Below are 25,170 nucleotides of genomic sequence, written 5' to 3'. Positions count from 1 at the left end.
ATAAAGGGTTTACAGACCAACAGTGAGATTAATACCGAATGTGCGCATCATTGGAAGTGAAGTTGATTCAATACCAATCGAGCTATTGTTTACATTGAAAGCAGAAGCTTCTGGTGAAAATCCATCAGTTTTCCGTTGAAAATAAAATAGGTTACGTCCATAGACGCCCAATTTTAGGGAGTTAACAAGTTTATGTGGCATCAGCTTTTTAGGGAAAGAATAGGAGAGACTGATTTCGCGCATGGCAATATAACTCATATCATTGATCATTTCTTCGGATACCATGACTTCTTTGTCACTCGCTACCATGTTCCAGTAATCTTGTGCGGCAACCTGCTTGCTGTTTTTTGTTCCTGTACTTGTCCAGTTCCCTGACCCATCTTTTTGTCCGACCATCCCTTCGGCAACGTAGGTGCCATCACGGCCTTCCAAGGTCTTTTTAGAAGTACCATAAATGATCTGTTCACGATTGGATTGGGAGAAGATTACGCCGCCCTGACGGATATCGACAAGTGCATAGAGGTTGAAACCTTTATATTTAAAGGTATTGGCAAAACCACCCAGCCAGTCGGGTTGCGCATTTCCAAGATCGGTTTCTACACGTCCTGCGGTACGTAAGGGGAGCCCAGTAGTCGGGTCGATCAATCTATTTCCCTGATCATCTTTGATCCATGCAAACTGTGTCCCAATGAGTTGTCCAAATGGTTTTCCGACCTCCGCAACCACATTTATCCCGCGGTCTGTAGCGAGTAAAAAGCTTTCTACACCGGGATAGAGTGATTCAACTTTATTTCTGTTGCGGTTGTAATTGAAGGTTGTATTCCATTCAAATCCCGATTCGCTTTTGATCGGTGTTGCTCCCAATACAAATTCAATACCTCTGTTGCTAATTTCTCCAGCGTTGATCCTGTTTTTTACATAGAGACTGGAAGGGGCGATTGGTACGTCCAAAATCTGATTCTTTGTCTTGGCCTGATAGTAGGTGAAGGAGAAAGAAAGTCTGTTTTTTAGGAATCTCAGATCTGCCCCAGCTTCGATCGACGTGGTCAGTTCGTTTTTCAAATTCGGATCAGGAATAATTTCTGTATAGGAAGCCATCGGTACGCCACCATGGGTATACTGGTTGAGACTATATGCTCCTGTCAGCTGATATGGGTTTCCTGAACTACCGGCCTGGGCCCATGAAGCTCTGATTTTGGCGAAAGACAGTACGTCAGATTGCCATTTGAAAGCATCCGATAAGACCAAACTGGAACTTACACTCGGGTAGAAAAACGAATTGTTTTCCTTTGATAGGGTCGAAGACCAGTCGTTACGGGCAGAGAAATCAACAAACCAATAGTCTTTGTAACTGAACTGGCCCGATAGATAAGCCGAATTAATCTTGGACTCGATCAGGTCAAATATGTAACTATTTGTCGTGGTGTTATTGATTACAAAGAGATTCGGAACAATAAATTGATTGCCTGAATTTCCTGTCATACGCAAATACCGGCTTTGATGGCTGGCCCCTAAGTTGGCACTGAGTTTAATGTCATCGGTCAATTTGAAGTTGGAGCTAGCGAGGACGTCAAAATTGTCTTCGCGGGCTCTGATGACCTCTTCGCGAATATCACCCTTTCGGTTCAAGCTTTGGTAGGTGTTTATTGGACGGTAACGAAACCGTTGATCGGTATAGAAGTCCGTACCCCCGGTCGCTGTGACCTTAAGCCAAGGAGCAAAGTCGTAACTCAGACGGAGTAACCCTATGATGCGGTCCCGACGATCTTCATTGTGGTTTTCATGAATGGTCCAAAAGGGGTTGGCTGTGGAACTATTGGTGGCATATGTTTTCTCCAATCCTTCCGTCAATCCCGAAAATCCAAGCTGTCTGCTGATCTCCTGCGCGGTCCATTTATACTGTGCCATGATGTCGTTGCCCAGGCTTCGCGGCTGGCTGATAAATAGGTAGGCAGGATTGTCTGCAGCATCGGCCAACGTAGGTCGGTTTTGTCCCTTTTGTGCAATATAGTTCGCCTTGATGTCGATATGAAATTTATCGGTTATTTTGGCTTGCGTGCGCAGACCGAAATTGTTTCTCTTCAGCGTATTGGTTGGGATATAACCCTTTACATCTGTATTGGCAAATGAAAAACGGTAGTTTACTTTGTCGGTTCCGCCATCAATACTAAGGTTGTTGACAAACTGTTTCTCTGTTTGAAAAAACGACGAGTAGGTATCTGGTTTTGGTGTTAACTGTAAGATGTTGCCATAAGCATCTTCATAAGTCTGGCCTTCCATTTTTGCACCCCAGCTTGCCCGTGTCGTACGGTCACGTCCGGCACTCATTTTAGGCATACCACTGTAACCATTTTTCAGCGCTTCACTCATGGAAACAATGGTGCCGTCATCTTTTCTGAAATGTGTAAATGTTCCGTTCAATCCTTGTCCATAGACATTTTGAAAATCAGGTAAGACCAGCCCATTGCCCAATGAAAAATCTGTACCATAACTAAAACGGGTCTTACCAGCTTTACCAGATTTAGTTGTGATCAAGATAACGCCGTTACTTCCTCTTTGTCCATAAAGTGCGGCCGCATTTGGGCCTTTTAATACCGACATCGTTTCAATGTCTTCGGGATTGATGTTTCCGATTCCGTCACCATAATCGGTTCCCCCAGATTGGTTTGGAGATGAAATGTTTTGATTATCAATCGGTACTCCATCAACAACATAGAGCGGCTGGCTATTACCGATAAGTGAGTTGTTACCACGTATCACGACCTTGGATGAACCTCCGGCACCGGATGCAGCGCGGCTCACCTGCACGCCGGCAACTTTACCCGATAAGGCATTCGCTACATTGGTTTCCTTACCCTGCGTCAGCTCGTCGCCTTTGAGTTCAGCGACCGTATAACCGAGCGCTTTTTTTTCGCGTTTGATACCAAGCGCTGTAACGACGACCTCCTGTAGGTTTTGCGCACTCGATTCCAGACTGATATTGATCGCTAGCTTGTCTCTGTCGGTAATGGTGTAGTCCAATAGGTCTCTGCTTTTAAAACCGATAGACGATACGCTGATCTGATAGCCCTGTCCAGCAGGAATCTGGTCGAGTGAAAAAGTTCCGTCAGGTCTGCTGGTTGTTGTTTTTTTCATTCCGCTCGTCGCATTACGTATGGTAACCGTCGCCGAGGGGATGGGCTTTCCTGTTTCATCTTTGATTACTCCGTTAATGGACGCATTTTGTTGGGCATTAGCAAGAAGATAGCTTGTTGACAAAAGCCCCATGAGGCCAAGACGCAGTGCCCAGTTTACGTCGGCTCGAATGTTGGATCTCAACAATAGCATAGTTAGGATACTATGCTTGGAAGGTAAATAATTGTGCATAATTTGTGGGTTATGTGAGTGAATGTTATTCGGTTTGTACATGAATGGTTATTTTATGGAGTGCTTGGATATCAGCTAGCATGTTGACGTATGCTAATGCTGTATTTTTATACGTTCCACTATAGTATTTATCTTGTATATCTTTAGGTTCAAAGCTTAGTTTAAGGCCATAATTATGACTGATGATGTGAAGTACATCTTGCAATGGGAGGTTTTTAAAGATCAGCTGTCCGCTAGTTTTTAAGTAAGACCCCCTTTTGCTGGATTGAGAAGTATTGACTCGGGTTTCGGCAATGATCTGTTGTAGCTTGCGATCAATGCTGATTTCTTCGTTGGGTTGAAACTGTAGATTTAAGGTCTGTTTATTTTCAGGATGCTGATTGCTTTTGACTTCAATACGGCCTTCATAGAGTTTTATTTTGGTAACCGCACTGCCACCTTCTTCCACACTGAAAACAGTGCCAAGTGCGGTTGTTGTCAAATCTGCCGTATGAACGCGAAAAGGCTTTGTTTTATCCTTTGCTACCGTAAATTTGGCTTTACCTTTTAATTGAATTTCTCGCGCGCTAATCGTTGTGAAATCTGAACTGAATTTTACTTCAGAATTGGGGTATAGGTCGATCGTAGAACCGTCTGGAACTGCAATTTGTTGAATGGTATTACCTGAATTGATATAATATAAATTACTTGGTTGCTCCTGCAGTGTGGGCTGGACTTTCTTAGAGTTACGATATGCGGTGGTATGTTTAGGAGAATCGATTTGGTTTAATCCCAGCCAGGCTCCTATTCCAATGAAGAAGATAATCGCCGCATATTTTAACCAGCTGAAACGATTCTTATTTTTTTGCCCTATTTGTTTGAAAATATGCGCTTTTATTTCCTTTTGGTTTTTAAAATCCGAATCCACCTCATATGCTTGCCATTCCGTTTCCGGCATAAAATCCTCCCAATAAAACTCGTTATTGGCCAGCGCATTTTCTACTGCGGCAATTTCTTCCGCACTGGCTTTACCGCTTAGGTATTTGTCGATGAGTGTTTTTGTAATCTTCATGTATAAAGATTACGATTGAAAATGAGGTAGCCCCCAAAGAAATTAAAAAATAATTTGCACCAGCATACTGAACAGTAAAGCCTTTCGAATGGTTTTTAGTGCTAGTGTCAATTGGTTCTCCACAGTTTTCGTCGATATGGCCAGCTTGTCCGCAATCTCCTTATGTGAAAGATTAGAAAACCGGCTTAGCATAAAAATCTCCTTGCGTTTCTCCGGTAGTTTATCGACAATTTCATGAAGTGTGGATGTAAGTTGTTTGGCATAAAAATCATCCTGAGGACTATGGCGCAAGACAAATGTCTGATCGTGATCCAGAAGTTTCTTTCGATTATACTCCGCCTTGACCAGATCGATCACCACAGTTCGGGTGATACAGAAAATCTGGGATTCTACGGTGGCATCGATATTTTTGTCACGCATATTTTTCCAGAGTTTGATAAATACACGCTGTACAGTTTCTTCGGCTAGGTAAGAAGATTTGGTTTTATGGATTGCATATTGGTATACTTTGGAACTCCATAGGTCAAAATATTCCTCGAATCTTCGAACGATAAGCGCATAATTGATTTCCATAGTGTAGGCTTGGAATAAATGAATTTAGCGATAATGCGCTTTCACTCCAAGTTTTTTAAAAAATATTTTGCCTCTTTTCTAGTGGATGAGATTTGTTTTCTGAATGATCTTCGATGTATGGTTATAGACTCTCAATTTGATATTAGTTTCTTGATCGGATTGATTTAGGAATACGATGTTCCCTTTCTGGTTGACATTCAGTGTGTATGTTTTGTTCTTCTCCATCTCAATCTCCTCTGATTCATTCAAAATTTTTAGCCGACCAATCGACGTTTTTTTAGCCGCAATGGAAAATAGACTGGCATCTTCGGTTGAGATGGCTAAGGAACTATGTGCGGGGATTGATGTATTGATAAACAAAGAGCCTTTTTCTTTTTTTTCTATCCGCTGAGCGGTGCAAGACTGGAGGGCAATGAAAAATAGAAAGACGGAAAATAATTTCATAAATAAGGCAGTTTTTTTATATGGGATCTAATCATGTATCATACCGGAGGTTTTTCCTACTACATTGGAGTTAGATTACTCCAATGTAGTAGGAAAAACCAATTATGGTCTTAAAAATACAAAAAAATCATAATGACTTATTAATAGAAATGGGGTATTTAACGGATATCTGTATACGATCGTTGTGTATTTATTCGCTAGTTCGGTATTTATACCCCTTCTTGGGTGTTTGATACGGGTGTTTGTAAGACTGAATTTGGACTGGCATAAAGTTTGAATTTTACCCAGCTGTAATAAAATAGAGTTTTCACATTAACACATCGACGTATGAAAAAATTAATTCAAACACTGGGACTAGGTATGCTTATTTTAACGGTATTGGTAGGTTTTACATCATGTAGCAAAGACGATGATCCGGCCGACAACGATCTTTTTGTTGGTAAATATGAAGGCACGATCTCGTATGATGATATAAATAACAATGACAATGATGTTGCCGCTGCAGAAGGGACAGTTACCGTAACAAAAGTTGGCGATACCTATAATTTCGCTTTTGGTAATGGCATTCCAAATCTCAACGGCGTAGATTTTGAAAAAAAGGATAACGTCTTGGTCAACATTGGTTCGGCAGGTACAGGAGTTATCCGTATTGATGCCGGTAAATTGACAATTGGTTATACAAAAGACAGCAAGGTATGGACGGCCAATTGTAACCGGAAATAATACTACGAAGAATAGAAAGTGCCTGTTTATCAAGTGAATGTTATAGTATTAACATTTTATAACATTATTTTTTAAACGATTAGCTGTACGATACTGTTCTATTAATAAACAATAAAAGGAAAATAATTATGAGCGAATTAACATGGAAAGGCCGTTGGAACGAAATCAAAGGTAAGGTAAAACAACAATATGCAGATCTTACTGATGATGATCTATTGTATGCCGAGGGCAAAGAAGACGAGTTGGTAGGTAAACTTCAAAAGAAGACTGGTAAAACACAAGATGAGGTAAATAAGTGGTTAAATGATTTGTAGGTTTAATTTTGTGTGATAAGAAAGCGGATAACAGTATTGTTATCCGCTTTTTTATTTAAGGCCATATCACTCTCGAGGCTTTTAAGCATTTTGAATTCCTATTGTTTTGGATAGATTCTTTTCTTTCCAAGTCCCCGATTGAGCATTTTATTTTTTGCTTTGAATAGCTTTTTATCCAATAGGTTTCTTTTTATTAAAATTGAAACGGCGAGCAATGCTAAATCCCCAACGGAATTGTCCCTTACCCCAAGAGCTATTTGTTTCGCTAATAAACTGAGATTCTTGTAATGCGGTGGCATTGGTAAAGTTGAGATGGAAGATATGGCCTCCGGTATCCATTTCCAAACCGACACCTAATGCATTATAGTAATGCTGTCCGCTTACATCTTCATGGTATTTTTTGTTCGCCGACTTTCGGAAAGGTAATGTATAGTCTGCTACTAATGCGATCCTATTGCTGACCTTAGCCCGCCCACCAATACCAAGAGCGAATACATCATTCTGATCGTTATAAGCTGTATAGTTTCGGTGAAGATAGGTTGGGACTACAACAAGCGATAGATTTGAGCTAAATTTACGGGCAATGATGAGCTGCGTCACATAACTCAATCGGTCATTGAAGTCTTCAAAGCTTGCTGCCGAAGATTTATCCGGGCTGGCTTCCATGGCAGATAGGGTTGTACTTCCAAAAAAAGCAACGGAAACAGGTACATTATTGTCGACCGTCTGTTCGATAAATCGGTATTTCACATTCCCCTCAAAGAGTTGTCTGACCTCTGTTGCACCCTTCGCGCGAGCGATTCCAATGTTTAGATTATCTAATAGACCGTAGTCAAAACCGATTCGGATGTCGGTCGAATTATCGAGACCGAAGAAATTCTTCCCTCCACCGGCGCTGCCTGCGATATCGCCAAAACGGTGATCTACTCTAAAGTCCATTTCATGTCGGTGAATTGTTTCTGTCGTCTTGAGGTTGATCAGGTTACCGGATTTAAAGGTTGCAGTGACTTTTTCATTTTTATCCCCATCGATATGGATTAATTTATCAAGGTCTTCCTGAGCAAGTAACGTTGTGGAAATAAAGCACAGGAGTATAAATAGTGTTTTTCTCATTTGCAATGAATTCGAGTAATTATGGTTTGTAGGTCGCATCAATAGTGATTTTTACTACTTCAGCAATTTTTTTTCCGACAATGGAAGGAATAGGAATTTTGTGATCGGCGAGTTTTACCTGAAAACTTGCAACAGCTTTTAATGTCCCATCTTTAACAATAAATGCAGCCTTGGTGCTGAAAGGTTTGGTAACCCCATGGATCAGAAGTGTGCCCGTTACGTTCAGCGTATAGTTGCCGTCCTTTGTTAATTTGTCTGCACTTTCGACTTTACCTTTAAATTCTGATAGGGGGTATCGATCACTTTCCATGTAATTTTCATTGAAATGCTCTTGCATGAGCTTTTTGTCAAATTGAAAAGATGTATTTTTTACCCGAAAGATGATATCTCCGCTTTGGAGGTTCATAGCCGAAGCGCCCAAGATACTTTTGGCTTCGATGTCTTCCAATGGTGCATTACTGAAAAAGCTGATGCTGGTCTCTTTTGAAACAAGGGAAGCCTTTTGTTGAGCAAATGTCTTCATACTAATAAGCAGCATAAAGAGCGCTATATAAATGTTGATTTTGTTCATAGGTATAACATTAATTTTCAGGTGAATTTCTCTTAATCCATGCATCCAGCAGTTCTATTTCTTTTGCTGTGAGTGAGCCGCCCAGTGGCATGGATTTGGCCACCAGTACTACATTGTTGATCTGTGCAATATGGTCTTTGACAGAGGTATAACCACTGAACGTCCATCGTCCACTGGCCGAACGTCCTGCTGCGTGGCATGAACTACATTTCGTTTCAAAGAGTGCTTTAGAAAAATTCGTATAGGACACATTCTGGACTGTCACCGTTTCAGTTCCGTTATCCGGGCTGGTTGTAAGTTCTTGTGCTTGCTTTTTGGTACAGGCCGACAACGAGAGAACCGTTAAGGTCAAAAGTGAAATAACAAAGTAACGATGTGCGCCGAGGCAAGGATCTGTCGTTTTTAGATTTTGTTCCATAAGTTTGAATAGTTAGTCTTGACTTAGTTAGCAGGAGCAACGGCTGTGTTGTCATTTACGATTGGCCAAACACCCACGCGTGGGAAACTTATTCCTTTGTTGTCTCCGCGTTGTATATCCTGGCCGAAGTAATACAGGGGCCATCCTTTGAAGGTTAATTGTTTCTTTCCATAGACGGTAATGACAGCAATGTCAGCTGTACGAACAAGGGAAGGCAGAGCTCCCGTCTCTTTTTGAAAGATAGGCCAGGTCGCATCATTACTGAAATCTGCAGCAGTATAATTGTTTTTGTTGAATTTGTCGGGTTTAAAGGCATACAAGGTTCTGCCCTTATCATCTGTCAGATAAATTGTTTTTCCGGTTCCTTCGGTGTAGTCACCTAAATAGTTTTTAGTATCGTGTCCAATAAGTTGTGCATTGGCCACCATGAGTAAATAATCTGGTTTGGCCACGTACCATATTTTATTGACAGCATCTCCTTTCACCTGACCAGATTGACTATCGCCTGCATAGTAGTAAAGAGGCCAGCCTTTATATGTACTTTGTTTGGAACCATCTTCACGTGTTATTTCACCGAGCAGGCTTTTGTCAATTTTCAGGTCTGTACTTGTTTCGCTGCTGTAATAAACCGGCCAGGTGGCTATACAATTACCGCTGCAGGTTGAAGTTCCTTTTGTATCATTCGAAAAGAAATAGAGTGTTTTGCCGTTGGCATCGGTCAGAATATTGCCAAACTGTGTATTGGCAGACATTTGCACGCCCTTGTTTTTATGTTCGACATTGCCAGGCTCACCATCGCTTTTTGAACATGCAGAAAACATCGCTAAGGTCAATAGACCAGCTATAAAGGTTAATTTGACTTGTTTTTTGTTTGATTTCATAACTGTATGTTTTTAGAATATTGTCTTGATATTACGTTGACCTAAGAGGAATGGTTGCTTTGAAATCGGGCTGAAAAAAAATATTTTTTGCAGGCAACCTTTTCGATTATCTACTCGTATTAGACTTAATACTATATTTATCAAAAGAAAGAAGCAATAGCGAGTGGCGATAACAGAAGTTGACGAAAAATCTATCCATATTATTAAAGGATGTATTGATGAGGACCGCAGGGCTCAGAAAGATCTTTATACTATCTACTACGCTATGTCTTTAGGGATATGTCTGCGTTACGCTAATCACAGAGAGGATGCCATAAGTATTTTAAATGAAGGTTTTTTCAAGGTTTTTAAAAATATCAGTAAATATGATTTCCAGAAACCTTTTTCCATATGGATCAAAAAAATCATGACAAATACCGCAATTGATTTTTATCGAGCAAAGATTAAACAGGGCATTTTGGTCGATGTATCCATGTATGAGCATACCATTGTTGAAGATGATAGCATCAGTCAAAAGTTAAACTATGAAGATTTATTGGCCATGGTACAGCAGCTTCCACCTGCCTACAGGACAGTGTTCAATCTCTATGCGATCGATGGTTATGGACACGAAGAAATTAGTGGCATGTTGGGTATTGCCATTGGAACATCAAAATCTAATCTGCATAAGGCACGCGGCCGACTGGCAGAAATGGTGGAAGTTCAAGGTGTAAAATTTGGTAAAACTGAAGAGAAAAGATGATGGAAAAGGATAAGAACAAGATTGACGAGCTATTTAAGGAGGGCCTAAGTGATACTAACTTTGACTTTGATGAATCACATTGGCAAGATATAGAATCGCGGTTAGACAGTGAAAGACGTTCAAAGAGACACAAGATAGTCGTTTTAATGACCCTGGCAGCCACGCTCGCTGCGGTTTTAACTATCTTTTTTATTTGGAATAGCGCGTTATTTAAATCGAATAATTTACAAAGTGAAATAAATGAGGCCAGTATTTTGCCGAAAAAAGAGATTCCGGAGAGCAAAACTGTTCAACCCGGGGAGAATTCGCTAGACGAAACCATACGGAATCATGGCGGGATTGTATTTGAACCGAGTAAACGCGCGGACAATCCACATCTGATACCGAATGCAACCGTGGTACTGCAGGATATTCGTTTAACAAAGATCGCTGAAGTAAATCCGATATGGGTGCAAGAAAGAAAGCTGAACACGCTAGTGACAATTCCACGCATGGACTATAACAATCAGAGATTGCCTCATTTCAACTTAAGAGAAGAACCGGTTGAAGGGCTAGGGGAGCGTCTGGCAGCCATCTATCAGCCTAAAGAAGGTATCGGATCCGAAGCTCAGGAAAGAGAACGGTCTGTTGTAAGTTTCTTGGCGGGACCAGATCTCACAAGCGTACGTGGAGCAGGCAAATCCTCACTTAGTGAGAATATCGGTTTTGCCTATTCTCATCCCCTTACAAAAGGATTAAGTGTGTCTGTGGGAGCCACCTATGCTAAAAAGAATTATAAGTCAGCTTATAAATTTTATGCGCCATCAAATTCACCCGAAATGACGCAATTGCCGAGCAATGTGAGTGCGGTATGTGATGTTATTGATGTACCATTGACTGCAAGTTATACGGTATTGAAAAGTAAAAAAGTAAAGTTTAATGTTAGCGCTGGACTTTCGAGCTATTTTATGCTAAAGGAAAAATACACCTTTGATTATGAAAACGGAGGTAGTTACGGCGGATCTCAGAAAAGTGCCGTCTATGAAGTGAATGGAGAGAACCAGCATATCTTCGGTGTTGCCGATTTTTCGATCTCTATTGAGAAGAAAATCAATGATAAAATTAACATCGGTGTAAAACCTTTTGTTAAAATGCCATTGACAGGGATAGGCTACGGAAATGTGGACCTGGAATCTAAAGGGGTGGCTTTTACCTTGGGAATGAGCTTGTAATTCCGATATATTCCATCGATGATGAACAGTTAAACCTATGTTTAGCGAGCTTGTACCCTGTTACTAGCCTGTTTGTCCCCCGCGAAAAAAATTGGTGCCTGATCTGTCTGATCGGGCAAATAAGTACGCTTTCTGATCAGGCAAATAAGTACGTTTCTTTTTTACCGTATATCGTCATTCACTTCAAAATGCACAGAAAATTAGACTTCTATTTCATTTTAATGTCCTGTACGTATGCGAACAATTCGGTTAATAACTGTTCGCATACGTACATTTCGTTTTTTGAAGAAGAGCTTAGATCGCCCATAATGGGCTTTAAAAGGCACAAATGAACCTTGGGGCCAACTGGTATGGTATTTGGCACGGAGCTAATAAAATTGATCTTAAGTTCTTTATGCATTTTGAAGTTCACCTTTTCATTTCAGTCATTCACCGAGTTTTACCCGTTGTTGATCTAAAGTCTGTGAGCAAGAAGCATCTAGAGTAGTAATTTTGAATCAACAAATAAGAACAAAAACCATCATGAGTATCGATGGAAATGCTCATGATAGCTTCATCACAATTGAATAGCAAATTATTTAAATAACATACTAAAACAATAAAATTAAGATATTATGAAAACGCTAGTAAAAACAATCGCAGCAGCAGCTTTAATCGCAGTTTCCACATTTACTATGGCAGCTGAAGGCCCCGGATCAAAATCAGCAAAAACAAACGTTAACTTATCAACAGCAGACTTTGCTTTAGCGCACTATGTTGCGGTAATGACTGAAGGTGAGTCGGCTGGTGTAGAGCAACTGTTTGACGAAGATTTTAACCAAAAAATCCAAACGGCAAACTTGACGTCAAATAGCCGCAGTGAAGTGATTAAGTCCTTGAAAAAACAAAAAGGCGAGAAGCTAAACTGTACAGTGGGTACAGACGTCCTTGAAGAATCCGCAGATTATATGGTGGCTAGAGTGACCTTGAAATTTGAGGATTTTACAAAGACTGATCTAGTGACTTTTGTCCGTGAAGGAAACGACTGGAAAGTATCTAAATCGATCAATTCGTATAAATAGAAGTCATTCTAATTCAATATATAGGTTGTAGAGCCACATTGCAAGATGTGGTTTTTTTTATGCTATTGCGAACAGTATATTTTTTTGGCTTTCACGTATGAAATGCGATCTAAAAAGCCGTCTAGTTATTCGTGAATATTTCGTGAATATACTAGTCAGTATTGCTTTTTTTGGGACATATGCTTACTTATGCTTGGAACCAAGTTATCTTATAATTACGTATTTTCTTGCTGTTTCTTTGCTTTTTTACCAATGAAACAGCAACTAAACACCAAAGAATCACCAAAGAATCACCAAAGAATCACCAAAGAATCGGCAAACAAAGCCCAAACCAAGTCCAAAGAAGGCCCGAACAAAGACCAATGAAACAGCAATTAAACACCAAAGAATCACCAGAGAAACACCAAAGAAATAGCAAGCAAAAAACAACAAATAAGGGTGCTGCCAGTCACCGGGATTCGTAGATTGTTGGTCTAAATTCCATAGGCTAGCGGCATATTGAACGCCAGTTTTGCATCAACAAAGGGTATATAAACTAACACAATAGAACAAAAAGATAATATGAAAACAATTGTAAAAACATTCACAGCAGCAGCTTTAATCGCCTTATCGTCAGTTGTCATAGCAGCTGAAAAACCAGTATCAAAACCAGAAAAAGTTAGTGTTAATCTTTCCACAGCAGATTTCACTTTGCAGCATTATGTTGCTGTAACGACAGCTGGAGAAACTGTTGGTCTAGCGCAGTTGTTTGCGGAAGATTTTATCCAAAAAATCCAGGCCTTCAAGACGCAGACCTATGGACGCCAGACTTTGATTAAATCGTTGAAGAAACAGCAGGGTGAAATTTTAAATTGTAAAACGCATATCAAGATCGTCGAAAAATCCGCAGATTATATGGTTGCAAAGATTGTATTGAAATTTGATGGTTTCAGTATGACTGATCTGGTGACTTTAGTTTATGAGAATGGCGGTTGGCAGGTGTCCAAGTCAGTCCATTCTTATCAATAAGAGCTAGGTTTTTATTTTTTCTTCTTGGCTCCATTATTGTATAAATTCAGTTGCCGGTAGAGCAATGAAATAGTGTGTTTTGTTTTAAATAGTCGAAACGAAGCAAGTATGAGGCGGAAATTACCGAATGTGCTTGGAATTCTTTAGTTTTGAATACACTAGTTAGGGATAACCCTATTGTCTCCTCGGCAAAGGAACGTTTGGAAAAATTCAGAAATACGGACGAATAATGATATTGAAAGAAAGAATCGGTCACAATTACCTGAAATACCTTTTTACTGGGACGCTTTCGGCTTTATTGGTAACAGGCTATGCACAGGAAGTGGGGAAACAGCAGAAAGAAAAGAAAGAGAAACAACAGCAACAGCAAAACAGTGTGCAAGGTGGCGGCGGAGAGGTTCAGACCATGGATTCCATTGATGTCGTACGCGACTACCGGCCTATGCTGGCCGATGCGGTTAAGGTGCGCCGCAGTCCGGATATGACGCATATCAACCGCGATGCTATCGAAACCGAGCTGCGCCAGATTGCCACAGCTACCTATTTAGCACAACAAAAATACAAACAGGCCTATTATCACGAATTGATGAAACGGCACCCAGACGCTTCGCAAAGTAATATCGATAATTATCGCATCAGCTATCTGGCTTACGGCGCCGGCGAATACAAAAGAGCAAGTGGTATGTTGGAGGCCATAAAACCTTCGGATGCCTTTTATCAGGGGGCGATCATGACATTAGGCCATATCGCTCTGGAGACTGGCGACAAGCAAACGGCACGAAATGCTTTTGTCAAAGCGACAAAACTGGATTTAGACCAGCAAGTGAAAGCCGATGCGCTGTTTAACTATGCTAAAATCTTGCTTGCAATGGACTCCACCCAGGCTGCACAAAAAGTCCTCGAAAAATATATCGCCCAAGAAGTGAAACCTGTCGATCCGGGTTCAAAAAGAAAGGAAAGTGCCGAAACACTATCCGCTGAAATTCTACGTGGAACGACCAACTTCCATGCCGGCGTTAGTATGCTGGAATCGCTTAGGGAGCGGGGGCGGGAAGTCAATGCGATCTATCAAAAGGTAACTTACTACCGCGGTCTGGAGTTTTATAACGAACGCGCTTTCGAGAATAGCATATCCATGTTTATGCGATCGGAAAAGTTTCCTATCAATGCCGAAATGGCCGCTCTTGCAACTTATTGGAAAGCAGAGGCTATGTATGAGGTGCGCAAATTTGGCGAAGCGGTAGAAAACTTCTCTCAGTTCCTAAGCCTGCCCGATGCGCGGAATAGCAGCCTGTATAATTATGCCAATTATGGATTGGCCTATGCGGCCTATCGAAACAACCGTTTTGAGCTGGCGGCCGATTATTTTGAACGCTTTCTGACCGCTGGCGGAACCACAGTGGATCAGAATATACGGTATGATGTTATTGCACGTCTGGGCGATTCCTACCTGTGTCTGCGCGATTACAGCCGGGCCAACAGATATTACGATCAGCTGATCAACAGCAAAGCGCCCAATCAGGATTATGCCTTATTCCAGCGCGGTATCTTATTTGGTCTGCAAGGTAACAACGAAACCAAGCTCAGTACGCTGCGGTCCGTTCTGAAACAATTTCCATCTTCGAACTATGCGGATGATGCAGCCTTTGAAATTCCTTACACTTATTTCACGATGGGTGATTATGGCCGTGCGATCGAAGGACTACAGGCAATGGTTGAAAAGTACCCTCGCAGTAGTTATATTCCGCGTGCCTTAATGACGATTGGGCTCGTGCAGTACAATAACGATGAACCCGAAGCGGCGAAAGCCACCTTCCAAAAAGTAGTAGAGAAATACACCAGAACTGCTGAGGCGGAGCAGGCGATGCGTTTTATTGAAAATATCTACCTTGATCAGGGGGATGCTTCGAGCTATATCCGTTATGCTGTCGGTACCAATGTCAGTAATCTGAGTCCAGCAGAGCTAGATAACATGGCTTTCCAGGCGGCTCAGTCGCTATTCGCCCGAGGCGAATACGGAGCGGCAGTGGAGGCGATCAACGCCTATTTTGATAAATTTCCAAAACCCAGACAAGAAAAATTTGCCCGTTATATCCGTGGGGTGAGTTCGTACCGTACGGGGCACCCACAGGAAGCATTACACGATCTAAATATTATTCTGAACGACTGGACGAGCAAGTATTCAGAGAATACCTTGCTGACGGTGGCTGCGCTCTATCTGGATCTTAAAGAATACAATGAGGCTATTGTGCATCTTAAAAAATTGGAACTCAATGAGGAATATAAAAAGAACTATGGCTACGCAGTAACGAACCTGATGGTGTGTTACTTCGAACTCGGCGATATGGAGCAAATGGCCAAGTATGCGAGCCTGGTTAAGAATTATCCTGGTGCAACACAGGAGGAAATTGCTAAGGCACATTTATACAGTGGAAAAGCTTTATTGAAAGAAAAGAATGTAGCGTCTGCTACGAAAGAGTTCAGCCTGGCTGCGCTGAAAAGCCAATCGGCGATCGGCGCGGAGGCCCGTTACCGTGTGGGACAATTACAGTATGATAACAAGGAATACGATAAAGCGCTGGAAACAGCTTTTGATGTAATCAACAATAGGGCAGCACAAGAATACTGGGTAGCCAAGAGCTTCTTATTACTTGCCGATGCCTATGCGCGAAAAGGCAATGCCTTTCAGGCGAAGAGTACATTGAAAAGTATTATTGATAACTACGAAAAAAATGATGATATCGTCCCATCAGCAAAAGAACGCTTGCAGAAATTGAAGTAATACCCCGTCTTGAATTCGGGATCTTTATTATTTTGAGGATTTCTTTTTTTTCAATGCGGTTAAATAGTTTTATTTTAATCGATCTATAATGGCTGATATTTGTTAGTTTTAAAAACTAATTAATCTTTAATCCATGTACAGACTCATTTTCTTTTTTACCTGTTTTTTCGTTTTCAGTATTTGTCGTGCTCAAAATAAAGAAGTGAACAACTTGGTTGATCAATTTATCGATACCTTGGCAACCCATTCTTTTATGCGTAGCAAAGTTGATTTCGATAAATTACGTAGAGAGACGAAGTTAAAAGCAGTTGCTATTGATAAAATCGATTCGTTATTGCCGACATTTAAAAATGTAGTTTCCGAATTAGAAGATCATCACTCTCGAGCCATGCGCGTCGAAGATACGACCGATGAATTAGCATTGATCAAAATGATCGCTAATACAACATATGAACAAGAAGGTATGTCCCCGCTCAATTTTCAGCATCACATGATCGAAGGTAAGTATGCATACATTAATGTTCCTGGAGTACTACTAGAACACAGACGTTACCTCAATACCCTACAGAAACAAATGCGTGAACTGGATGATAAACAACCCAAGGCCTGGATTATTGATTTAACTGAAAATGACGGCGGTAGTTTTGTGCCCATGGTTATTCCTTTCCATAGTTTAATTGACACCAGCCAGACTTTTTCTTATTTTGATGGGACGCGGGATAAAGATGGTAATGAGATTCTGGTAGATAAATTTCAAATTCCTCAAAATGGTTTATATATAGACAATAGCATAGAAGCCAAATACTGTAAATTTGATACAGTGCAGGGGCAGCAGCTTAAAAATAATAAAATACCAATTATCGTTTTGGTTTCAGAACTTACAGCAAGTTCCGGTGAGATCACTGCGAGTCATTTCTTGGGGCAAAAGAACGTCACTGTCATCGGAACAAAAACCTGTGGTTTAACTTCAGCTAATGAGCTTTACTATATAAACAAAGGTTATTCTGTTAATTTAATGACAGCATTGCTTCATGATCGAAAAGGGAAATCTTATGCTGTTGGCGAAGGCATCGATCCGGATATCCTGATTGATGTAGTTTACCCTGAAAAAATCAACACTTTTAAAGAACGTTATCATTTTATAAAAGAACAAAAACCAGTATTTGTTAATAAGGCACTTGAGCTTTTAAAAGCCAAAGGTATTTAATTGTAATGGACAAATTTAAATTGGTTTTATGTAATATTTTTTTGTGAGTCTTACCGTAGGAGGTCTTTTTTGAATGGTCTATTAATCCTAATAATATACACGAAAGAGACTCTATATGGTTAAGGTATGCCGTTGACAATCCTAATTTATTTATCACTGAACTAGAAAGAGATTATTAAACGATCAGACGATTACAATAGCTTTTTTGCTAATCAGATTTTATAAAAGAGAAAAGTAATGTTTCTCATTTCTGCCATTTATCTTCGCTATTCAGCAAATTTTTCATTTTGCTAGTTTAAAGCTCCTAGAAGAGAAATTTAGTGTGACACAGTCCTTAGTCATCAAATAAGAACAGTTGCCATCATGAGCAAGGATGGAAGATCCAAAATCGCTCCATCAAATATAAAAAACTATGCTCCTGTCCCAATTTTGTACAAAAACGAACCTTTTTTGAACAAATCAATACCCTAGCGGAAATCTGCTGTGGCTATTTTTGTGTCGTCCCATTAGATCAATTTGATTTAAATAAGACCAATATAGTATAGAATACAATAACCAATAACCAGTAGACTTGAAAATATGTTCAGATACGAAATGATAAACAAACAGATAATGTCAAATTGGATCATAATTTTTTTTTTAACGCTTTTATTGTGCACTACTGCATCGCTTGGTTTTTCTCAAAAGAATGAAGGGAAAAGCAGTGCAAGGAACTCCGGGTATATTTTATTAAAGCCAAAATACGATGGTCATTCAGTCTTGCGCAACCCTTTAAATGGTTGGGTAATGTATGCTCCCCGTAATGCCGATGATACGTATTGGGATATCGAATATTTTGTGCCAGCATTGGGTAAAAAGGTAAAGGTCATCGATTATGCTTCGGCATGTTATGTACGCACGAGCTGGTCTTCGCTGAATCCCAGTGACGGTGTTTATGCCTGGGATGATCCAAACTCTAAAATAGGAAAGCTCCTTAAAGGCGCGCAAAAGAGAGGGTTGCCCATAGCGCTCCGTATTGTTGTAGATGGTCGCGACCAAGGCCAAAATACACCCAAATTTGTGTTTGACCTTGGAGCCAAATATTATTTGGAAAATGAAAATCATCCCGATAGACAAACACCTTATCCTCAGGATCCGGTATTTAGAAAATACTATTCCAAATTTATTACAGCTTTGGCCAAGGAATTTAATGATCCTGAAAAGACCTCTTTTATTGATGCCTATGGCTTGGGAAAATGGGGTGAAGCACATTATGTTGTCTATGAAGATCCTAGAATGGCAACGCCCGAAAGTACTGAAAAAATAAAGGAGGAAACCCTGGACTGGGTGACCAGTTTATATGCTAACACATTTACAAAAGTTCCTTTGGTCATCAACTACCATCGTCTGGTAGGTCATCCCGAAAGTTGGGGAGCCGTCAACCCGAATAGTGAACGCTTATTGGTTAAAGCTATTGATAAGGGGTATAGCCTTCGCCAAGATGCTTTTGGCATGACTGGCTATTACCAGAATTGGGAAAAGGATTTCGCCAGGAAATGGAATTTTAAGCGTCCTATCATTATGGAAGGAGGCTGGATTATCGCTCCAGGTAAGCACCGCTACTGGACAGACCCCAGTGGGAAATATAGAGAAGGTCATGATGAGGATGTGAGGAAAGGTGAGTTCGACCTGTCGGCCGAAGCCCATGTCAATATGATGGACTTTAGAGCAGGTGGAGAAACTGAATCTTGGTTTAAGTCCTTTGATTTGGTTCAACGGTTTAATTCAGAAGGAGGTTACCGTGTATATCCAGACCAAATCAGCCTGCCACAAGACATCAAGCGGGGTAAGGTAGCCCTAATTTCCCATCGTTGGCAGAATATGGGCTGGGGCTATTTACCTAATAATATTCCACAATGGAACTACAAATATAAAGTTGCTTTTGCGTTGTTAGATGCCAAAGGGAATGTCAAAAAAATTATTGTAGATCGTCAGAGTGAGCCGTCTGCTTGGTTGAAAGGTGCTGCTTCGAGTTATGAATTAAATGCAAAAGTAGATCTACCTGCAGGAATTTACAGCTGGGCTGTCGCCATTGTCGATACGACCAGGGAAAATAAGCCGGCAATTCAACTTGCTCTTGATGGATATTTAACGGCTCAGGGTTGGACAAAGCTGTCGGAATTGCAGGTAAAATAGAAAATTTTATTAAGAACTAACACCTATTATGATAAAGCTGATCAATCTATCTTTGATATTGTCTCTTTTTTTTAGTCTGATAACCTCCAACCTTGTTGCACAGCAAAATATGGCCAATGTGTATGATAGGCGAGCTCAATCCTTAAATGGAAAGTGGAACGCTATTGTAGACTTATACGACCAGGGAAGAAAAAACCAAGTCTACCTGAATAAAAAACCCGAAAACAAGACTGATTTTTATGAATACGCTTTCGAGAATGGTCTCCGTTTAAATGTACCTTCAGATTGGAACAGTCAAATGCCTGAACTTAAATATTACGAAGGTACCATCTGGTATGGCCGCAAGTTTGATGCAGTGAAAGAAAGTAGCGAAAGGCTGTTCTTGTATTTTGCTGCTGTAAGTTACCGTTGTCGCATATATCTCAATGGACAGGAGATAGCACAACATGAAGGTGGATTTACCCCCTTTCAGATTGAAATAACGGATGCAGCTAAAGAAAACGATAATTTTTTGGTAGTTGAGGTAAATAATAGCCGGCAAGTTGATGCCATTCCGGCAATGGCCTTTGATTGGTGGAACTATGGCGGCATCACCCGAGATGTCTTTTTGGTCAGCACGCCAAAAGTTTTTATCGACGATTATTTTGTTCAATTGGACAAAACCAAAGCCGATAAAATCAATGCGAAGGTCAAACTTTCGGAAAAGATGGCCAATTCCTTGGTAACTATCGAAATACCGGAACTACAACTAAAACAAACGCTTAAAACAGATGCGCAGGGAGAAGTAAAAACGTCATTCCTATCGAGAGAAATCAAACGTTGGTCGCCTACTGCACCTAAACTATATAACGTGAAGATTTCAACACACGATGATCAAATAGAGGAGGAAATAGGTTTTCGAAATATTTGGGTCAAAGGGGAAGATATCTTTCTGAATGGCGAAGCTATTTTTCTCAAGTCCATTTCATTTCATGAGGAAATACCTCAGCGCAAAGGTCGTGCTTTTTCACAGGCCGATGCAGTGATGCTGCTTTCAGAAGCGAAAGCTTTGGGCTGTAATATGATTCGTTTGGCGCATTATCCACAAAATGAATATATCGTGAGAATGGCCGAAAAAATGGGTTTCTTGTTGTGGGAAGAAATTCCCATTTGGCAAGGCATCGATTTTGAAAATGAATCGACCAAAGAGAAAGCCGGTAAAATGATGCGAGAAATGGTCGCTCGAGACAAAAATCGTTGCGCACTTGCTTTTTGGGGGGTAGCCAATGAAACTCAACCGTCCCAGCCTAGAAATGCTTTTATCAGGCATTTGATTGCTACATGCAGAGCCATTGACACGACCAGACTTATAACCGCTGCTTTTGATCTTGTTCGTTTCAATAAGGAAAAGGAAACCTTTGTTATGGATGATCCTTTTACAAAAGAATTGGACGTCGTAGCTGTTAACAAATATTTAGGCTGGTACCACTCCTGGCCAGTTTCTCCTGATAAAGCAGTATGGGATGTGGCAAAAGGCCAGCCTTTAATTATTTCTGAATTTGGAGGCGAGGCGCTGTATGGTAAAACGGGCGAAAAGGATGTCGTCAGCTCATGGAGTGAAGATTACCAAGAGACTTTATACAAAAACAACCTCGAAATGTTTAAGCATATTCCAAACCTGCGCGGAACTTCACCCTGGGTGCTATTTGATTTCCGTTCGCCGTTCCGTTTTCATCCGACCAACCAAGATGGCTGGAACCGCAAAGGATTAATCTCAGACCAAGGCTACCGAAAGAAAGCCTGGTTTCTGATGAAGCATTATTATGATAATAAATAAGAATTCAATTCCGAAAACGAGCTTAAAGAGAAGCATCACATTGACACTATTTTTTCGATGCCTACAAAAATAATATACCGAAAAGAATGAAAGCACCTAAACTATCGAAACACAAAATGGATGAATACAGGACAAGCATCTATAAATACTTTAAAATGATGTGCCTAACGGGGTTTTTCCTGCAGGCAGCCTCGTTAAAGGCTCAAGATGCTATCGATTTATCAGGCACTTGGGGGTTTCAGACGGACGTGATGGATTTCCGTAGAGGCTCGCTGTCTCCCCGCTATAACCATCTTTTGCAAGAAACAATTAAGCTTCCCGGTATTACCGATGATTATCAGATAGGATATAAAAATCCCTATAAATATATCGACCGTCTGACCCGAAAATACGAATATATGGGACCGGCATGGTACCAACGTGATATTGAAATCCCTGCCGAATGGAAAGGGAAAAAAATATTCCTATACTTTGAACGGACCCACTGGTTGAGTTCAGTTTTTGTAGATACCAAGGAAGTTAGCAGTATCGATTATGTAAGTGTGCCCCACAACCACGATCTGAGCTCATTTGTAAAGCCGGGAAAGAAGCATCGCATAACCATTTGTATCGATAACCGGTTTCAGTATAACACCCATAAATGGAACCATGCGCATACTGAATTTACGCAGATTAACTGGAACGGAATTCTAGGAGAAATAAAACTGCTGGCTATAGACCCAGTTTATCTGGAAGATCTTCAGGTATATCCAAATATAGCCGATCAGTCCATAAAAGTAAAACTACAGGTAAATAATGCGACCAAAAAACAGGTAAAGGGCAAAGTATCTTTCGCCATCGAGGGAACAAATTACAGCCTTAAGGATGAAGTTGCATTGGTAAGTACCGATTCGGTGGCCTTCGTAGAGACTACTATTCCATTAGGTAAGCATATCAAACTGTGGGATGAGTTTAACCCAAACCTCTATCGAATAAATTGTCAACTGAATACCTCCGACGGCAAAAATACCTATCGGCATGAAAAGGCTACTACCTTTGGTATGAGAGAAGTAAAACAAGGAAAAAACCATGTGTTGCTCAATAATCGTCCCATCCATTTAAGGGGCAATGTAGAAAATGCAGTGTTTCCAAAAACAGGCCATGCTCCGCTCGACGATGCCAATTGGGAACGAATCATGGTGCTGATGAAGACGTATGGCATGAACCATTTACGATTCCATTCATGGTGCCCGCCGGCGGCGGCCTTTCGCATGGCAGACAAACATGGGATATATTTTGAAGTGGAAATGCCTATGTGGGGCAAAGATGCCGAACCCGACGAGTCTAGATATAACTTCTTCCGTAGGGAAATTAAAGCTATTTTAAAAGAATATGGCAACCATCCTTCTTTTGTTCTGTACTGCAACGGAAATGAAATTACCGGGAACTTCGACTTTATCGAGGAGTTGACTGCCTACGGCAGAAAAGCTGATCCCCGCCATCTTTACAGCGGTTCTACGGCACGAACACGGGTTAAATCAGATCAATATTACGTTTCCCAGCAAACCAATAAAGGGCCGGTGAAGGTATACGAAGGTCTGCCCGGTACCGATTGGGACAAGAATTTGGAATCTGATGTAGATGTGCCCGTCATTTCACACGAGTCAGGGCAACGTTGTATTTATCCAAACTTTGATGAAATAAAGAAATATGCCAACAGTCCCGTAGAGGCCCGCAATTTTGAAGTATTTAGCGATCTATTACAAAAAAATGGCATGTTGGACCAAGCAAAGGATTTCTTCAGAGCATCTGGTGCGTTGACCGTGCTGGAGTACAAAGCCGTGATCGAAGCCCTGTTGCGATCAGGTAAATCTGCGGGCTTCCAGCTCTTGTCAATGAACGATTTTCCGGGACAAGGGTACGCGCCGGTAGGGATCTTTGATCCTTTCTGGGATTCGAAAGGATTGGTTACAGCAGAAAAATTCAGCGAGTTTTGCGCGCCAACGGTCGCTCTATTGCGCTACGATAAAAGCAGTTTTTTCAACACAGAAACATTTAGGGGTAAAGCCGAGGTATATAACTTTAGCAATTCTGCACTTGAAAATGCGAAAATTAAATGGTGGTTGACCGATACCGCTGGCAACGTATTGAAAAAGGGAACGCTGAAAAAGCAAACCATTGCCAACGAAAATGTATCGCCGGTAGGTGAATTTGAGATTCCCCTAAAAAACATCAGCACTCAAAAAGTTACGGTTCATCTTGCGGTGAACGATAGCATTAAAAATAGCTGGGACATTTGGGTATATCCAAAGCATCAACATCTGATGCAGTCTACAGCTAATGTATTGTACACCGATGTCTACGATGATGTTGCCAAAAGGCAGTTGGCCCAGGGTAAAACCGTGGTTCTTTATCCTTCTCCAGACCAGGTTAAAGGCCGAAAGTCACTGTTTCACAATCATTTTTGGAACCCCATTATGTTTGCATGGGCACCGATGACCATCGGCAACCTGGTCCATCATAAGCAGGCCATGTTTAAGGATTTTCTTACTTCATACCATACCGATTGGCAATGGTGGGATATCCTGAACCATGCGAAAGTAATCGAAATGCAACATGCACCACAACAACTGCGTCCCTTTATACAGGTCATCGACAGCTACGACAACAACCAGAAATTGGGTATTGGTTTCGAAGCCAAACTGCACGGCGGTAAACTGCTGGTACTGGCATTGGATACCAAAAATGATATGGATAACCGTCCCGCTACCCAACAATTGTTGTACAGTATCGATAATTATGTAAAAAGTGAGAAATTCTCGCCGCAAGTGGCCGTTGATGAGACCTTTATTCAATCATTTTTAGAGAAATAAGAAAGATTTACACAATGGTAAGAACAATGATATTATCTATGATGACTCTTTTTTTGGGTCAGAACCTCATGGCACAGGAAATTAGGTTAGAAGAGAAAGCGTCTGTAAACCAGGTTTATAATAAGGCTGTCGAGGCGAAAAATGCATTATCTTTTAATGATTTGGACATCGAATCAGGCTATGTACTTTATCAGACCGAGATAAATACTGATGCCGAAAGCGAAGAGCTTGAATTGGAGAACGTACGCGATTATGCCGTGGTCTATGTCGACGGTAAGGAACAGGGGAGCCTGACAGATAAGAGTAAAAAACTAGCCATCAAAACACATCCAGGCAAACACTTGCTTCAATTTTATGTCGAGAATATTGGTCGAATTACCTACGGACCAGAAATTACAGATAATTCAAAAGGGCTATTTGGCACCATTACTTTAGACGGAAACGACCTTCAAGACTGGAAAATGATCCCCTTAACGGCGCGTAATTATCCACTGAAGGATTTGGTTTTTGAACAAAGATCAGCTAATGATAGTCCCGGTTTTTACAAAGGTCAGTTCGAACACCATCTGTCCGAAAACAAATACCTTAATATGACAGGATGGGGAATGGGCGAGGTCTGGTTAAATCAAAAATATTTGGGATCTTACTGGGAGGAAGAAAAACAGCAGTCGATATTAATTCCTTCGGCGGATTTAAAACCCGGAAAGAATGAGCTTGTGATCTTTGAACTCAAAAATAATCAGCAAAAGAAGATAAGTTTGTCCCCAACGCCCGTTTTTAAGTAAATTGGTACTGTTGGCTTCGCATGGATCTGCAAAGCTGAAAAAGAGCTGAGACCAGAATTTCGACGAAGCTCATTGCC

General features: G+C 40.9%; 20 protein-coding genes. 12 read left to right on the top strand and 8 right to left on the bottom strand.

Translation table 11 applies throughout. The annotated features are described in order from the left end of the window. Window positions 1–9: 9 nt before the first annotated feature. From OK025_RS01800 to OK025_RS01785, 4 genes are all read right to left on the bottom strand, one after another. Window positions 10–3,366, bottom strand: a complete 3,357-nt coding sequence (locus OK025_RS01800; protein ID WP_317668096.1) for a SusC/RagA family TonB-linked outer membrane protein — start codon at window positions 3,364–3,366, stop codon at window positions 10–12. Between the two features lie 25 nt (window positions 3,367–3,391). Beyond that, window positions 3,392–4,417 carry a FecR family protein gene (locus OK025_RS01795; RefSeq protein ID WP_317668095.1) on the bottom strand — a complete coding sequence of 342 codons (1,026 nt, stop codon included), beginning with the start codon at window positions 4,415–4,417 and terminating at the stop codon, window positions 3,392–3,394. 42 nt (window positions 4,418–4,459) lie between these two features. Then, a complete protein-coding gene (locus OK025_RS01790; protein ID WP_317668094.1) occupies window positions 4,460–4,990 on the bottom strand; it encodes a sigma-70 family RNA polymerase sigma factor in 531 nt (176 codons plus the stop codon). 78 nt (window positions 4,991–5,068) lie between these two features. Beyond that, window positions 5,069–5,434, bottom strand: a complete 366-nt coding sequence (locus OK025_RS01785) for a hypothetical protein (protein WP_317668093.1) — start codon at window positions 5,432–5,434, stop codon at window positions 5,069–5,071. Between the two features lie 327 nt (window positions 5,435–5,761). Here OK025_RS01785 and OK025_RS01780 point away from each other — a divergent pair, with 327 nt between their 5' ends. Together OK025_RS01780 and OK025_RS01775 are read left to right on the top strand one after the other, a co-directional pair. Continuing rightward, the gene (locus OK025_RS01780; protein ID WP_317668092.1) at window positions 5,762–6,157 is read left to right on the top strand and encodes a hypothetical protein; all 396 of its coding nucleotides are present in this window, start codon (window positions 5,762–5,764) and stop codon (window positions 6,155–6,157) included. Window positions 6,158–6,285: 128 nt separating this feature from the next. Further along, the gene (locus OK025_RS01775) at window positions 6,286–6,471 is read left to right on the top strand and encodes a CsbD family protein (protein WP_046672091.1); all 186 of its coding nucleotides are present in this window, start codon (window positions 6,286–6,288) and stop codon (window positions 6,469–6,471) included. Between the two features lie 171 nt (window positions 6,472–6,642). On the opposite strand, the gene OK025_RS01770 is transcribed toward OK025_RS01775, so the two are convergent. Genes OK025_RS01770 through OK025_RS01755 form a run of 4 tightly spaced genes read right to left on the bottom strand, consistent with a single transcriptional unit; the run spans window position 6,643 to window position 9,454 of the window. Beyond that, window positions 6,643–7,584 carry a DUF5777 family beta-barrel protein gene (locus tag OK025_RS01770; RefSeq protein WP_317668091.1) on the bottom strand — a complete coding sequence of 314 codons (942 nt, stop codon included), beginning with the start codon at window positions 7,582–7,584 and terminating at the stop codon, window positions 6,643–6,645. Between the two features lie 19 nt (window positions 7,585–7,603). After that, entirely contained in the window at window positions 7,604–8,155 is a 552-nt protein-coding gene (locus tag OK025_RS01765; RefSeq protein WP_317668090.1) for a YceI family protein, read from the bottom strand. 10 nt (window positions 8,156–8,165) lie between these two features. Further along, window positions 8,166–8,573 carry a cytochrome c gene (locus OK025_RS01760; RefSeq protein WP_317668089.1) on the bottom strand — a complete coding sequence of 136 codons (408 nt, stop codon included), beginning with the start codon at window positions 8,571–8,573 and terminating at the stop codon, window positions 8,166–8,168. A gap of 23 nt (window positions 8,574–8,596) precedes the next feature. Then, complete coding sequence (locus tag OK025_RS01755) at window positions 8,597–9,454, bottom strand: hypothetical protein (RefSeq protein ID WP_317668088.1); 858 nt, start codon at window positions 9,452–9,454, stop codon at window positions 8,597–8,599. A 163-nt stretch (window positions 9,455–9,617) separates the two neighbouring features. Between OK025_RS01755 and OK025_RS01750 the strand changes: the two genes are divergently transcribed. The 10 genes from OK025_RS01750 (at window position 9,618) to OK025_RS01705 (ending at window position 25,093) form a co-directional block, all read left to right on the top strand. Further along, window positions 9,618–10,196, top strand: coding sequence for an RNA polymerase sigma factor (locus tag OK025_RS01750; protein ID WP_120335478.1), 579 nt, complete (start codon window positions 9,618–9,620; stop codon window positions 10,194–10,196). After that, window positions 10,193–11,407: a hypothetical protein gene (locus OK025_RS01745; RefSeq protein ID WP_317668087.1), complete on the top strand. Its 1,215-nt coding sequence runs from the start codon at window positions 10,193–10,195 to the stop codon at window positions 11,405–11,407. Before OK025_RS01750 ends, OK025_RS01745 begins: the two co-directional genes overlap by 4 nt. 614 nt (window positions 11,408–12,021) lie before the next feature. Further along, entirely contained in the window at window positions 12,022–12,468 is a 447-nt protein-coding gene (locus tag OK025_RS01740) for a nuclear transport factor 2 family protein (RefSeq protein ID WP_317668086.1), read from the top strand. Window positions 12,469–13,029: 561 nt separating this feature from the next. After that, window positions 13,030–13,476, top strand: a complete 447-nt coding sequence (locus OK025_RS01735) for a nuclear transport factor 2 family protein (RefSeq protein WP_317668085.1) — start codon at window positions 13,030–13,032, stop codon at window positions 13,474–13,476. Between the two features lie 229 nt (window positions 13,477–13,705). After that, entirely contained in the window at window positions 13,706–16,258 is a 2,553-nt protein-coding gene (locus tag OK025_RS01730) for a tetratricopeptide repeat protein (protein WP_317668084.1), read from the top strand. A 202-nt stretch (window positions 16,259–16,460) separates the two neighbouring features. Next, the gene (locus OK025_RS01725) at window positions 16,461–17,465 is read left to right on the top strand and encodes a S41 family peptidase (protein ID WP_317668083.1); all 1,005 of its coding nucleotides are present in this window, start codon (window positions 16,461–16,463) and stop codon (window positions 17,463–17,465) included. A gap of 612 nt (window positions 17,466–18,077) precedes the next feature. Then, window positions 18,078–19,640: a DUF4832 domain-containing protein gene (locus OK025_RS01720; protein WP_317668082.1), complete on the top strand. Its 1,563-nt coding sequence runs from the start codon at window positions 18,078–18,080 to the stop codon at window positions 19,638–19,640. 28 nt (window positions 19,641–19,668) lie between these two features. Continuing rightward, complete coding sequence (locus OK025_RS01715; RefSeq protein WP_317668081.1) at window positions 19,669–21,456, top strand: glycoside hydrolase family 2 protein; 1,788 nt, start codon at window positions 19,669–19,671, stop codon at window positions 21,454–21,456. A gap of 86 nt (window positions 21,457–21,542) precedes the next feature. Continuing rightward, window positions 21,543–24,308 (top strand): sugar-binding domain-containing protein, encoded by a 2,766-nt coding sequence (locus OK025_RS01710; RefSeq protein ID WP_317668080.1) that lies wholly within the window; start codon window positions 21,543–21,545, stop codon window positions 24,306–24,308. 38 nt (window positions 24,309–24,346) lie between these two features. Further along, window positions 24,347–25,093: a hypothetical protein gene (locus tag OK025_RS01705; RefSeq protein ID WP_317668079.1), complete on the top strand. Its 747-nt coding sequence runs from the start codon at window positions 24,347–24,349 to the stop codon at window positions 25,091–25,093. Window positions 25,094–25,170: the final 77 nt, after the last annotated feature.

It is taken from the genome of Sphingobacterium sp. UGAL515B_05, assembly GCF_033097525.1.
GTDB lineage: Bacteria > Bacteroidota > Bacteroidia > Sphingobacteriales > Sphingobacteriaceae > Sphingobacterium.
This window is presented reverse-complemented; position numbering and strand designations above follow the sequence as displayed.

What these genes read in the sequence shown, in the direction of transcription:
- OK025_RS01735 (WP_317668085.1), top strand. Translation starts at nt 13,030, where the DNA reads ATGAAAACAATTGTAAAAACATTCACAGCAGCAGCTTTAATCGCCTTA.
- OK025_RS01715 (WP_317668081.1), top strand. Translation starts at nt 19,669, where the DNA reads ATGATAAAGCTGATCAATCTATCTTTGATATTGTCTCTTTTTTTTAGT.
- OK025_RS01710 (WP_317668080.1), top strand. Translation starts at nt 21,543, where the DNA reads ATGAAAGCACCTAAACTATCGAAACACAAAATGGATGAATACAGGACA.
- OK025_RS01745 (WP_317668087.1), top strand. Translation starts at nt 10,193, where the DNA reads ATGATGGAAAAGGATAAGAACAAGATTGACGAGCTATTTAAGGAGGGC.
- OK025_RS01795 (WP_317668095.1), bottom strand. Translation starts at nt 4,417, where the DNA reads ATGAAGATTACAAAAACACTCATCGACAAATACCTAAGCGGTAAAGCC.
- OK025_RS01785 (WP_317668093.1), bottom strand. Translation starts at nt 5,434, where the DNA reads ATGAAATTATTTTCCGTCTTTCTATTTTTCATTGCCCTCCAGTCTTGC.
- OK025_RS01775 (WP_046672091.1), top strand. Translation starts at nt 6,286, where the DNA reads ATGAGCGAATTAACATGGAAAGGCCGTTGGAACGAAATCAAAGGTAAG.
- OK025_RS01740 (WP_317668086.1), top strand. Translation starts at nt 12,022, where the DNA reads ATGAAAACGCTAGTAAAAACAATCGCAGCAGCAGCTTTAATCGCAGTT.
- OK025_RS01765 (WP_317668090.1), bottom strand. Translation starts at nt 8,155, where the DNA reads ATGAACAAAATCAACATTTATATAGCGCTCTTTATGCTGCTTATTAGT.
- OK025_RS01770 (WP_317668091.1), bottom strand. Translation starts at nt 7,584, where the DNA reads ATGAGAAAAACACTATTTATACTCCTGTGCTTTATTTCCACAACGTTA.
- OK025_RS01755 (WP_317668088.1), bottom strand. Translation starts at nt 9,454, where the DNA reads ATGAAATCAAACAAAAAACAAGTCAAATTAACCTTTATAGCTGGTCTA.
- OK025_RS01790 (WP_317668094.1), bottom strand. Translation starts at nt 4,990, where the DNA reads ATGGAAATCAATTATGCGCTTATCGTTCGAAGATTCGAGGAATATTTT.
- OK025_RS01730 (WP_317668084.1), top strand. Translation starts at nt 13,706, where the DNA reads ATGATATTGAAAGAAAGAATCGGTCACAATTACCTGAAATACCTTTTT.
- OK025_RS01760 (WP_317668089.1), bottom strand. Translation starts at nt 8,573, where the DNA reads ATGGAACAAAATCTAAAAACGACAGATCCTTGCCTCGGCGCACATCGT.
- OK025_RS01720 (WP_317668082.1), top strand. Translation starts at nt 18,078, where the DNA reads ATGTCAAATTGGATCATAATTTTTTTTTTAACGCTTTTATTGTGCACT.
- OK025_RS01800 (WP_317668096.1), bottom strand. Translation starts at nt 3,366, where the DNA reads ATGCACAATTATTTACCTTCCAAGCATAGTATCCTAACTATGCTATTG.
- OK025_RS01705 (WP_317668079.1), top strand. Translation starts at nt 24,347, where the DNA reads ATGATGACTCTTTTTTTGGGTCAGAACCTCATGGCACAGGAAATTAGG.
- OK025_RS01780 (WP_317668092.1), top strand. Translation starts at nt 5,762, where the DNA reads ATGAAAAAATTAATTCAAACACTGGGACTAGGTATGCTTATTTTAACG.